Source organism: Bacillus sp. FJAT-49711 (assembly GCF_018343715.1).
GTDB lineage: Bacteria > Bacillota > Bacilli > Bacillales > Bacillaceae_C > Lederbergia.
The window spans coordinates 412,261-424,539 of the sequence record NZ_JAGYPL010000001.1 but is presented as its reverse complement, the minus strand read 5'-3'; the positions used below and the strand labels follow the sequence as shown (position 1 = coordinate 424,539).

Annotated in this window: 12 protein-coding genes; 1 reads left to right on the top strand and 11 read right to left on the bottom strand. The window is 39.3% G+C overall.

The window, feature by feature from the left end; all coding sequences use genetic code 11:
- Positions 1–15 precede the first annotated feature (15 nt).
- The 5 genes from KHA96_RS02125 to rpsU form a co-directional block, all read right to left on the bottom strand.
- The gene (locus tag KHA96_RS02125) at positions 16–489 is read right to left on the bottom strand and encodes a hypothetical protein (RefSeq protein WP_213127646.1); all 474 of its coding nucleotides are present in this window, start codon (positions 487–489) and stop codon (positions 16–18) included.
- Between the two features lie 32 nt (positions 490–521).
- Positions 522–1,520: a flotillin-like protein FloA gene (floA, locus tag KHA96_RS02120; RefSeq protein ID WP_213127645.1), complete on the bottom strand. Its 999-nt coding sequence runs from the start codon at positions 1,518–1,520 to the stop codon at positions 522–524.
- 32 nt (positions 1,521–1,552) lie between these two features.
- Positions 1,553–2,854 (bottom strand): NfeD family protein, encoded by a 1,302-nt coding sequence (locus tag KHA96_RS02115; RefSeq protein WP_213127644.1) that lies wholly within the window; start codon positions 2,852–2,854, stop codon positions 1,553–1,555.
- 147 nt (positions 2,855–3,001) lie between these two features.
- The gene (locus KHA96_RS02110) at positions 3,002–3,448 is read right to left on the bottom strand and encodes a GatB/YqeY domain-containing protein (protein WP_213127643.1); all 447 of its coding nucleotides are present in this window, start codon (positions 3,446–3,448) and stop codon (positions 3,002–3,004) included.
- A gap of 14 nt (positions 3,449–3,462) precedes the next feature.
- Positions 3,463–3,636, bottom strand: a complete 174-nt coding sequence (rpsU, locus tag KHA96_RS02105; protein WP_039238310.1) for a 30S ribosomal protein S21 — start codon at positions 3,634–3,636, stop codon at positions 3,463–3,465.
- 177 nt (positions 3,637–3,813) lie between these two features.
- Here rpsU and KHA96_RS02100 point away from each other — a divergent pair, with 177 nt between their 5' ends.
- A complete protein-coding gene (locus tag KHA96_RS02100) occupies positions 3,814–4,740 on the top strand; it encodes a Na/Pi symporter (RefSeq protein WP_213127642.1) in 927 nt (308 codons plus the stop codon).
- A 2-nt stretch (positions 4,741–4,742) separates the two neighbouring features.
- Here KHA96_RS02100 and deoC read toward each other — a convergent pair whose 3' ends face one another.
- The 6 genes from deoC to dnaK all read right to left on the bottom strand — a co-directional run bounded on the left by deoC (position 4,743) and on the right by dnaK (position 12,268).
- Positions 4,743–5,414, bottom strand: a complete 672-nt coding sequence (gene deoC, locus KHA96_RS02095) for a deoxyribose-phosphate aldolase (RefSeq protein WP_213127641.1) — start codon at positions 5,412–5,414, stop codon at positions 4,743–4,745.
- A 659-nt stretch (positions 5,415–6,073) separates the two neighbouring features.
- Entirely contained in the window at positions 6,074–7,426 is a 1,353-nt protein-coding gene (gene mtaB, locus KHA96_RS02090; RefSeq protein ID WP_213127640.1) for a tRNA (N(6)-L-threonylcarbamoyladenosine(37)-C(2))-methylthiotransferase MtaB, read from the bottom strand.
- 5 nt (positions 7,427–7,431) lie between these two features.
- Entirely contained in the window at positions 7,432–8,184 is a 753-nt protein-coding gene (locus tag KHA96_RS02085; RefSeq protein ID WP_213127639.1) for a 16S rRNA (uracil(1498)-N(3))-methyltransferase, read from the bottom strand.
- 12 nt (positions 8,185–8,196) lie between these two features.
- Entirely contained in the window at positions 8,197–9,135 is a 939-nt protein-coding gene (gene prmA, locus KHA96_RS02080) for a 50S ribosomal protein L11 methyltransferase (protein WP_213127638.1), read from the bottom strand.
- A gap of 29 nt (positions 9,136–9,164) precedes the next feature.
- Complete coding sequence (gene dnaJ, locus KHA96_RS02075; protein WP_213127637.1) at positions 9,165–10,286, bottom strand: molecular chaperone DnaJ; 1,122 nt, start codon at positions 10,284–10,286, stop codon at positions 9,165–9,167.
- A gap of 143 nt (positions 10,287–10,429) precedes the next feature.
- Positions 10,430–12,268 (bottom strand): molecular chaperone DnaK, encoded by a 1,839-nt coding sequence (gene dnaK / locus KHA96_RS02070; protein ID WP_213127636.1) that lies wholly within the window; start codon positions 12,266–12,268, stop codon positions 10,430–10,432.
- Between the last annotated feature and the right edge of the window lie 11 nt (positions 12,269–12,279).

Genomic DNA, 12,279 nt, shown 5'->3' with positions numbered 1-12,279 from the left:
TTTATACTTACATTCTTATGAACGTCTTGACCTTCCGTACGGTCTTAAAGAGCGTGGAGGGCCAAGGACCTCTGACATGACAACCCCTTTTAAAATATCATTAGCTTGGAATTGTAGTCCAACTGATGGTTCATGTTTATTATTTTGTTCAACCTTTTTGATTTTACTTGCTTTAATCCGGTGTTTTTCTTCTTCTTTCTTTAGCTTTTCCAATTTATTTTTTAATTCATCCTGCTTCTCATTAACAGTTGGCTGAGATTTAGCAATGAGGATATCCGCAGCCTCTTTCAAATTACGAGCTTTCGTAAGTTCGGGAAAAGCTTGCTGCACAGGCCTAAACGTTTCCTCTACTTTTTCACGGGAAGTTTGTATTGGCCTTGCAACTGGAGGAGGCATACGCTCTTCACGTTTTTCTTGGTTTGCACCGGTTTTTCTTTTAAAAATTAAACTGATTACGGCAACAATGATGAAAAATAAAAACTGTTCCAAAGGAGTTACCCCCTCTCAATTAGCGAGCGCATTTATTCCGGTTTGTTTCTATCAGCTGGCTTTGTCATTTTGCCAATGGAATCACGCATATCCGTATCGGCATCAATATTTTTTAAAGAGAAATAGTCCATAACTCCCAAGTTTCCTGACTTCAATGCTTCCGCCATTGCTTGAGGTACTTCAGCTTCAGCTTCAACAACCTTTGCTCTCATCTCTTCTACGCGAGCCTTCATCTCTTGCTCATTTGCAACAGCCATGGCTCTTCTTTCTTCAGCTTTTGCTTGTGCAATTTTCTTATCAGCTTCTGCTTGATCTGTTTGAAGCTGAGCTCCAATGTTTTTACCGATATCAACGTCCGCAATATCGATAGATAAAATTTCAAAAGCAGTACCGGAATCTAAACCTTTTGATAATACTGTACGAGAAATCATGTCAGGATTTTCAAGTACCTTCTTATGATTATCACTGGAACCGATTGTAGATACTACACCTTCACCTACACGGGCGATGACTGTGTCTTCCCCAGCACCCCCGACGAGGCGTTCGATGTTGGCACGAACCGTAATACGTGCTTTAGCTTTTACTTCAATACCATCCATCGCTACACCTGCGATAAAAGGTGTTTCAATTACTTTAGGGTTTACGCTCATTTGAACAGCTTCTAACACGTTACGGCCAGCAAGATCGATCGCTGCAGCACGTTCAAAAGTCAATTCAATATTAGCACGTTGAGCAGCAATTAACGCATTGACTACCCTATCAACGTTACCCCCTGCTAGATAGTGGCTCTCAAGCTGATTCGTACCGACGTTAATTCCTGCTTTATGAGCTTTAATTAACGGGTTTACCACTCTTCCTGGAATAACCCTTCTTAATCTCATCCCAATTAATGTGAATATTCCTATTCTAACTCCTGCCGCAAGGGCGGAAATCCACAGCCCGATCGGTACGAATGTAAATAATACCGATAATACAATAATACCAATAACAATTGCTACGATTACAAAAATTACCTCTGGACTTACTGGCATTTTATGACCTCCTGTTTTTCAAATAAAGTCAATTAAATTTCCCGTACAACGATGCGGGAGCCTTCCACTTTAACGACTTTGACTTTTGTATTATTTTCGATAAAGCTACCTTCTGCAACGACATCAAGTCGTTCATCATCCATTTTCACCGTACCTGAAGGTCTTAGCGGAGTGACCGTTATCCCTTCTCGTCCAATTAGTTCAAGACGATTCACATTTGAAACATAGCCACTTTCTGTGTTTGTAGAATCAGTTAGGATAAGCTTCTTAAATATATTCATCCGTTTACCAAACACCTTTAACATTATGATAGTAAGCAAAACCGATAGGAATAAAGCTATAATAATGGAGATAGCCATATTAACGAAATTCCCACCAGCCATTATAATACTGCCGATCACAGCTACTGTACCAAGCAGCCCGGCAATTCCACCCGCTAGGAAAAATTCTGCTGCAATGAGGATAATTCCTAATACGAACAAAATAAGGGATTCATAGCCTGCAAGCCCTGCCACATAATGCCCATAGAAGAAAAGCAGCAATGCACTGATGCCCATCCCGCCCGGCAACCCAAAGCCAGGTGAGTATAATTCAAGAACAAGCCCTAAACTAGCGATTGATAGAAGGATAGGTACGACTACTGGATTTGTGATAAATCTAGCAAATGACTCGGCAAAGGTTGTTTTAACTGTATGGACATTAGCATCATCGAGTTTTAAATTTGCAAGCAGACTATCCATATCTTTCACTGTTCCATCGGAGTATTTTACATCCAAGGCTTGTTTTGCATTAAGGGATAATAATTTTCCATTTGCCTTTAAATTCGGTAAATCAATACTTGACGTCACCATCGCCTTTGCGATTTCAGGGTCACGGTTATGTTCCTCAGCTACTCCGGCCATTGCTGCAATCCATACACTTTCTACCTTTTCACCTGCTGTATTGCCAGAACTATCTATAGGTGCCGAAGCTCCCATTGTTGCGGTAGGTGTCATATAAATTTCATCTGTATGGAGGGCAATATACGCACCTGCAGAAATCGCCCATGAGTTAATAAAAGTGACTGTTTTAGTTTTTGTATTAGCTATTAGATTACCAATATCCCTAGCGGCGTCAATCTTGCCTCCGGGAGTATTCATTTCAAAAATGATTAAATCTGCACCATTTTCCTCTGCCGTATTAATCGCTCTGTTTAAATACGCATATAATCCTTCTTCCACTTCTTTTTTAATCGGTATTACATAAACGTTCGCCCCTTTGCCATCTGCTTGTGCAGGAATTACAGATAGTATTATAGCTCCCAGCATACAGATAGCAATTAACACTCTTCTCATCCAATCCCCCCTTCCGAAGCGTTCATAACTGTAATACGAATATAAATTAATAAAGATTCAAAAATAATTTGGGTTCTCTTATTATTATACCTGAAAAATGTGAAAAAGCCGATAAGCGTTTTTGCTCATCGACTTTCAGATTCCATATTAGGATAAATGCCTTTGGACAAGTTTACTAACAAGTGCCCCATCTGCCTTGCCTTTTACTTTTGGCATAAGGATCCCCATTACTTTGCCCATATCTACTTTTGAAGATGCACCTGATTCCGAGATTGCCTGTTTGACAAGTGCTTCAACTTCTTCGTCAGTAAGTTGCTCCGGCATATATATGTCCACAAAAGCAAGTTCATTTTGAACTTTTTCAGCAAGATCATCACGATTTGCTTTTTGAAATTCATGGAGGGAGTCTTTGCGTTGCTTTACTTCGCGAGAAAGGACTGTCAATTCTTCTTCTTCCGATAATGTTTGGCGGCCAAGCTTAATGGCTTCATTTTGCATGGCTGCTTTTAGCATTCGGATGACGGAGAGCTTTTCTTTTTCTTTATTCTTCATCGCTTGTTTCATATCTTCATTTAAACGCTCAAGAAGACTCAATATTTACACCCTCTTTAGAACTTGCGCTTTCTGGCAGCTTCTGATTTTTTCTTACGTTTTACGCTTGGCTTTTCATAAAATTCGCGCTTTCTGTATTCTTGTAAAGTCCCCGTTTTAGAAACTGTACGTTTGAAGCGACGAAGAGCATCTTCAAGCGATTCGTTTTTACGAACAACTGTTTTTGACATCTCTCTTTCCCTCCCTCCGAACATAGCAATAACATGTTCATACATGAAAATCCATGTACTTTGCAATTATAATATAAGGTTTTTGACAGGTCAACAATCTTTATTTCAAAATGGTAGATACGAGTATTTGAGCATGTCTAAAAATATACTTCATATATTTATTTAAGAGGTGAGGACATGCTCTATATTCTTTTATTTATCGTTCTAGCAGGTTGCTTTTTACTTGGAATGACAATGATGAGAATCGGACTATTTAATTTATCAGGAAGCGCCATGGAAAATTGGCTGCAAAAAATGACAAGAACACCTTTTATGGGTTTTCTTGCAGGTATCGGGATGACCGTCATCCTCCAAAGCAGCTCCGCGGTAACCGTTATTGCTGTCGGACTCGTATCCGCTCGCATCCTATCATTTCCACAAACAATTGGGATTATTTTAGGTACGAATATAGGTACAACGATTACCTTGGAATTCTTTACCTTTGATTTATCGAAAATAATTATACCGGTTCTTGTCGTTGGAACAGTGCTGCAATTTTTTAAAAATATAAAGGTAAAAAGCAGCAGTTTTATCTTACTTGGCATCGGAACTATATTTGCTTCTATGCATGGCTTTGAATGGCTGTCAGGGCCGCTTGCCAATATCGAGTATATAGATAACATAATATATGTTATGAAGGATCATTCTGTTATTTCTTTTCTTATCGGAACTTTGCTAACAGCCATCATACAATCCAGCACAGTCATGACCGGTATAGCAATGAGCTTCTTATCAGTTGGCACATTTCCTCTCGAAACAGGTATCGCTATTATGGTAGGAGCAAATATAGGGACTTGTGCAACAGCTTTATTTGCATCGATTGGGGCAGGTCGAGAAGCAAGGCAAACGGCATTTGCTCATATATGGCTAAATCTCGGCGGAGCCATTCTCTTTTTTCCATTCATTTCAGTTTTAGCAAATTTGAGCCGCTTGCTTGCTGTAGATCCTAATACCCAACTTGCTCATGCAAGTGTCATTTACAATGTCGTCTGCTCGCTTATGGTGCTGCCCTTTGCAAAGGAATTCGGAAATTTTATTGTAAAAATGCATGGCAAGAAAAAATAAACTTAATAATTTGCATCTCCTGATAATCCTTTCATAATTGCAACCCCGGAGCTTGCACCAATTCTTGTAGCACCAGCATTTATCATTTTATGAACATCTTCGATGGCACGAATTCCACCAGATGCTTTTACACCAAGTTTTGAACCAACAGCTTTTCTCATTAATTCCACATCTTCTGCGGTAGCACCACCTGTTGAAAAACCAGTGGACGTTTTTACAAAATCTGCACCTGCGCTTTTTGCAATGGTACAGGCTCTTTCTTTCTCCGTATTTGTTAATAGTGAAGCTTCTATAATTACTTTTACTAATGCTTTACCTTTCGCCGCTGCACAAACAGCTGTAATATCTCGTTCCACAAGTTCAAAATTTTCATCTTTTATAGCACCAATATTAAGCACCATGTCTATTTCATGGGCGCCATTTTCAATTGCATCTTTTGTTTCAAATGCTTTTGTTTCAGTGGTAGTTGCACCCAATGGAAATCCAATCACTGTACAAACTTTAACATTTGTCGACTTTAATAAACTTGAGGCGTATTGAACCCATGTTGGATTAACACAAACAGATGCGAATTGATATTCTTTAGCTTCTTCACATAGCTTTTTAATGTTCTCCTTTGTCGCGTCGGCTTTTAAAAGAGTGTGATCGATGTATTGTGCAATATTATCTGCCATTTTTATTAAGCTCCTTTGCTTTTTATAGTCTTTCGGCATTTGCCGAATTAAGTGGTACAAGAGTTTCTTGCGCCACTTTTTCATATCTTCCATATTTTTAATAGAGGATAGTTCATTTTTTTAGTAGTATTCCCATTCTATATTGAATGCGATAAATAATTTACATACAACGAATTCCGCCACCGTTGATTCCGTTCCGGGGGGCGTGTGGTGAGCCTCCTCAGTCTCTTCGCTCCTTGTGGGGTCTCGCCTACCACGCTGAGTCGCCGCCTTCCACTCTAATCAACTGGAATATCTTTCACACATAGTAAGTCGACTGATAATTCATAGATCTTCAATCTCTTTCTTTTCATACGAGTTCCATGAAAGTTTAAGCTTGTTATTTATACAAAGAACTTTTTTGAAAACAGCATAATAATCACATGTGGATGAATTTCTGCTGATGCCTTCTTACCACCATGAGCGGCTTTGTATTTACAGATATTCCCAGTAAAGGACTTTCTACAACTTCTTTTACCGTTTAGAAGGTAAGTTGGCCCAATATTCCCAGAAGGATTTTGTATGTTTGGTAGATCTTAGTCTCGAAATTCCTAGTGTCCATTTTTATTTATCTTACCATTAATAAAAGCTATCCCAAAATAATTAGGATAGCCTTCTTATCAAATAGCCATTGAATTTTCTTTAGTTAGATCATCCATTACCCTCACGAATTGACCTTCGTTGTATGGATAGCCAGCTTTTGTAATTTTGACTTTTACGAGTTTTCCAATCATTTCCTCTGAAGCAGGGAACACAACTTTCAAATAATTATCTGTGTAGCCTTCATATAAACCACTTTCGGGATTTTCTTTATAACTTTCTTCTGGAATGACTTCTAACACTTCATTTTCAAAACTTGAGGCGTATTCTTTTGCTAGTTGGTCTGATAGTGTAATCAGTCTATGAACCCGATCATTTTTAATGTTCTCATCGATTTGGTCCTGCATCCTAGCAGCTGGAGTTCCAGTACGTTTGGAATAAGGAAAAACATGTAATTCCGAGAACTTGTGCTTTTTAATAAAATTATATGTTTCCAAAAATTCTTCTTCAGTCTCTCCAGGGAATCCAACGATAACATCAGAAGTAATAGCAAGTCCGGGTAGCGCCTTTTTAAGCAATTCTAATCTTTCAGCAAAGAATTCCATTGTATATTTCCTGCGCATTCTCTTTAAAACAGTATTTGAACCTGATTGAAGCGGAATATGCAAATGTCTTACGACTAAATTTGATTTATCAATGACATCGATGACTTCATCTGTAAGTTGGCTTGCTTCAATCGAAGAAATTCGAATTCGTTTTAATCCTCTTACTTGAGATTCTAAGTCGCGCAGCAACGCAGCAAGATTATAATCTTTCATATCTTCGCCATAGCCGCCTGTATGGATGCCAGTTAAAACTATTTCCTTATATCCTGCGTCTACAAGTTGCTGGGCTTGACGAATAACTTCTTTCGGATCACGTGAACGCATTAAGCCGCGAGCCCAAGGAATAATACAGAAAGTACAAAAGTTGTTGCAACCTTCCTGGATTTTTAAAGATGCACGTGTCCGATCCGTAAAGGCTGGGACATCCAGTTCTTCATATACACGATTTTTCATAATATTACCGACACCATTAATTGGCTGACGTTCTTCCTTGAACTGTTCAATATAATCAAGCATTTTAACGCGATCCTGAGTTCCGACAACAATGTCAACCCCAGGGATTGCCATAATTTCTGCAGGAGATGTTTGAGCATAGCATCCAGTCACACATATTACAGCATTGGGATTCTGCCTGATCGCTCTACGGATGACTTGACGACTCTTTTTATCTCCTGTGTTAGTAACTGTACATGTATTGATCACGTATACGTCGGCATTACTTTCAAAATCAACACGATCGTAGCCTTGATTTTTAAATAATTGCCATATTGCTTCAGTTTCATAATGGTTTACTTTACAGCCCAGTGTGTGGAATGCTACAAGAGACATATTGATCACCTCATTAATTCAAATTGATAAGATAGGGCGGTTAATGCATATAGTGGCGCAGTTTCTGTTCGTAATATTCTAGGTCCTAGTCCGCATATTTCAAAACCATGCGTTATTAGTTCATTTTTTTCTGGAACTGTAATACCACCTTCTGGGCCAAAAACGAAAAGGATTTTATCTTTAGGTTTAGCTGATTGGAGGATTCTTACTAAATTGCTTTTTTCGCCTTCTTTTGCTGCTTCCTCATATGCAACAATTTTCCAATCAAAATTATTGCTGTATTGAAGAAGCTCCTTTAATATGTAAGGCTTTTGTATGACGGGCAAGACTTGACGATGTGACTGCTCCGCCGCTTCTTTAGCGATTCTTTTCCATCTTTCTAATTTTTTTACTTCTTTTTTACTTTCCCATTTTACTACTGAGCGACTTGCGATAAAAGGGATAAACTCTGAAGCACCTAGCTCTGTCCCTTTTTGGATGATCCATTCTAGTTTATCCCCTTTCGGCAAACCGCTCGCGATGGCTACATATACAGGTAGCTCCTTCTCTTCGTTTTCAAGATCGATAATATCAGCTTCAACAAACGAATCAGTTATTTGTTTGATTTTTACTGAGGCTGCTTTTGCATTCTCAAAAACAATATAAAACGGATCACCTACATCCATCCTCATTACTCGAGTAATATGATGAAAATCTTCGCCTGAAATTCTGACGAATTTTTGATCACGAAAAGATTCATTTATGAAATAGCGCTGCATGTTGCCACCTCATCAAGAACGCCTGGCAATGAAAGCTACCCAATCTTCCATTACCAACGTTTCTTCAATAGAAAAACCTGCTGAAATAATTGCATCTTTTACTTCAGATTTCTTCGGATGAATAATTCCAGATGTAATGAAATAGCCACCTTGTTTCACGATCGATGTTGCATCGTCTGTAAAGCGGATAATAACATCAGCTAATATGTTTGCCACAACAATATCAGTCTGGTTCTCTATTCCTTCAAGCAAATTACCTTTTCTTACATCAATAGTATCTGAAACATGATTTAATTCAATATTTTGCTTTGCGGATTCAATGGCCACCTCATCTAAATCTAAAGCAAGAACTTCCTTGGCACCTAATAAGGCGGCAGCGATACTAAGGACACCAGAACCAGTTCCAACATCTATAACGCTACAGCCTTTTTGAACGGTTCTTTCTAATGCTTGTATACACATAACTGTAGTAGGATGCGTTCCAGTACCAAAAGCCATTCCAGGGTCAAGCTCAATAATCAGTTCATCGCTATTTACACGTTCATACTCTTCCCAAGTGGGTACAATTGTAAAAGTCTCGGATATTTTCACAGGATGATAATATTTTTTCCAAGCTGTCGCCCAATCCTCTTCTTTTACCTCTGTTGTTGTCACATGATTCTTTCCAATATCAATATCGAACTGTATAAGATCAGTGATTTCTTGTTTGATTGAATCAATGGTTTCACTAATAAAGCTGTTTACCGGCAAATAAGCTTTGATGATGACTCCTTCTTCAGGGTAGTCTCCAGGATTCAAATCGTATATTTCACCGAACCAATCTTCTCTTTCCTTCGTCAATTCAGCTGGATCTTCAATAACGACGCCGCTCGCCCCCGCCTCATGAAGAATATTGGAAATAGGTTCAATCGCTTCATTAGTCGTATGGATACTGATTTCGCTCCACTTCATTAAAAACCGCTCCAATCCAATTCATTTCATCAACTTTTAAAAGCACGTTTTACTTTTTCAAAGAAACTTTCGTGCTGCTCGTCAGGAGTATCTCCACTTACATCAGCAAAATCTCGCAATAATTGCTTTTGGTGTTCTGAAAGTTTTGTAGGTGTAATTACTTTCACATGGATATGCTGGTCCCCAGTACCATAACCCCTAACATTTTGAACACCTTTGCCACGAAGTCGGAACCTTGTACCTGTTTGTGTACCTGCTGGAATTTTTAGTTTCACTTTTCCATGTAAAGTCGGCACTTCTATTTCATCACCAAGAGCAGCTTGTGCGAATGTAATTGGCATTTCACAATAAATATCGTCACCATCACGCTCAAAAAATTCATGGGATTGCACATGGAAAACAACGTATAGATCTCCAGGAGGGCCCCCGTTTACACCTGGTTCACCTTCACCTGAAACACGCATTTGCTGCCCATCATCAATGCCTTGTGGAATTTTAACGTTAATTTTTCTCCGCTTTTTCACTTTGCCATCGCCGCCGCATGTCCGGCATTTTTCTTTAATCAATTTACCTGTGCCATTACAATGATTACATACACGACGATTGACAATCCGACCAAATGGTGTATTTTGTTCTACGTTTAGCTGGCCACTTCCGTTACAATGGTGACATGTTTCAGGAATTGTTCCCGGTTTTGCCCCGCTCCCTTTACACGTATCGCATGTCTCTTCTCTCGGTATTTCGATAATTGTTTCTTTACCAAACACAGCCTCTTCAAAGGTCAAGGTCATCGTATATTGAAGATCTGAGCCTTGCCTTGGTGCATTAGGATCTCTACGACCGCCGCCTCCAAAGAAGGTATTAAAAATATCTTCGAATCCGCCAAAACCGCCAAAGTCTGCACCACCGAAGCCCCCACCTCCAAATCCTTGCGGTCCTTCGTGGCCAAATTGGTCATATTGCGCACGTTTCTGGTCATCATTCAAAACTTCATATGCTTCCGTAATTTCTTTAAATTTCTCATCCGCTCCAGCTTCTTTATTAATATCCGGATGATATTGTTTAGATAATCGTCTATATGCTTTTTTTATCTCATCTTTCGTGGCGCTCTTAGATACTCCGAGCACCTCGTAATAGTCCCTTTTACTCATAAAAACACACTCCCGCGTCCTTTTCACATAAAGTATATTTTAACACAAATCGTATAGTGATTAAAAGGAAGAATTCAAACATTAAGTAACAGATTAGAAAAGCCAAAGCCAATTAAATTGGCTTTGGCTTTTCATTGCTGGTATTATTTGTTATCGTCGTCCTTCACTTCTTCAAACTCAGCATCGACAATATTATCATCGCCGCTAGCATTTTGGCTATCTTCAGCGCCTTGCTGTGCCTGTGCTTGCTTTGCTGCTTCCTCATATAGCTTCATGGAAAGATTTTGGACAATTTCCTGTAAAGCATCTTTCTTTTCGCGAATTTCGCTTAATTCGTTTTTCTCTACAGCAGCTTTAAGAGCATCTTTTGCCTCTTCCGCTTTTTTAGCTTCAGCTGCATCCACTTTACCTTCAAGATCTTTAAGAGTCTTTTCAGTTGTAAAAATCAGCTGATCTGCTTCGTTTCGAAGTTCAACTTCTTCCTTACGCTGCTTATCTGCTTCAGCATTATCTTCCGCTTCACGAACCATACGATCTACTTCTTCCTCAGAAAGACCTGAAGATGATTTGATTGTAATATTTTGTTCTTTGCCCGTTCCTAGATCCTTCGCACTAACATTCACAATTCCATTTTTATCAATATCAAATTTCACTTCGATTTGTGGAATTCCGCGTGGTGCTGGTGGAATATCAGATAATTGGAAACGGCCAAGCGTTTTATTATCTGCTGCCATCGGTCGCTCACCTTGAAGCACATGAATATCAACTGCAGTTTGGTTATCAGCAGCAGTTGAAAATACTTGTGCCTTTGAAGTAGGGATTGTAGTATTTCGATCAATCAGCTTTGTAAATACGCTACCCATTGTTTCAATTCCAAGTGAAAGTGGTGTTACATCAAGAAGCACTACATCCTTCACATCACCAGTCAGTACGCCGCCTTGAATAGCAGCACCCATTGCTACTACTTCATCAGGGTTAACTCCTCTATGAGGGTCTTTTCCTGTTTCTTTACGGATCGCGTCTTGTACGGCTGGAATTCTTGTGGAACCACCTACAAGAATGACTTTATCGATTTCTGATGGAGACTTGCCAGCATCTCTTAAAGCTTGACGCGTTGGTCCCATTGTTTTTTCTACTAAGAATGCAGTTAATTCATCAAACTTGGCGCGCGTAAGTGTAATTTCCATATGCAATGGACCTGCGTCACCAGCTGTAATAAACGGCAAAGAGATTTGAGTAGATGATACGCCAGAAAGATCCTTTTTCGCTTTCTCAGCCGCATCTTTCAATCTTTGTAATGCCATTTTATCTTTTGACAAGTCAATTCCATTTTCTTTACGGAACTCCTGTACAAGATGATCAATAATAACTTGGTCGAAGTCATCTCCACCAAGACGGTTATCCCCTGCAGTAGCCAACACTTCAAATACTCCGTCTCCAAGCTCCATAATGGAAACGTCAAATGTTCCGCCGCCCAGGTCGTATACGAGAATCGTTTGATCTTCGTCCGTTTTATCGAGACCATATGCAAGTGCCGCAGCAGTAGGTTCGTTAATGATTCTTTCTACTTCTAAACCAGCAATTGTTCCAGCATCTTTTGTAGCTTGACGCTCGGCATCATTAAAGTAAGCAGGAACTGTAATAACTGCCTTCTCAACTTTTTCACCAAGATAATCTTCTGCATATGATTTTAAATATTGAAGAATAGCAGCTGATAGCTCTTGTGGTGTGTATTCTTTTCCTTCGATTTCTTGCTTATGCTGTGTACCCATATGCCGTTTAATGGACATGACCGTATTAGGGTTCGTAATTGCTTGACGTTTTGCAACTTCACCCACTTGACGTTCGCCATTTTTAAAAGCGATAACAGATGGAGTTGTTCGATTTCCTTCAGGGTTTGGAATTACTTTTGGTTCTCCACCTTCAAGTACTGCCACACATGAGTTTGTGGTTCCTAAGTCGATACCAATTATTTTACTCATATTTTTAACCT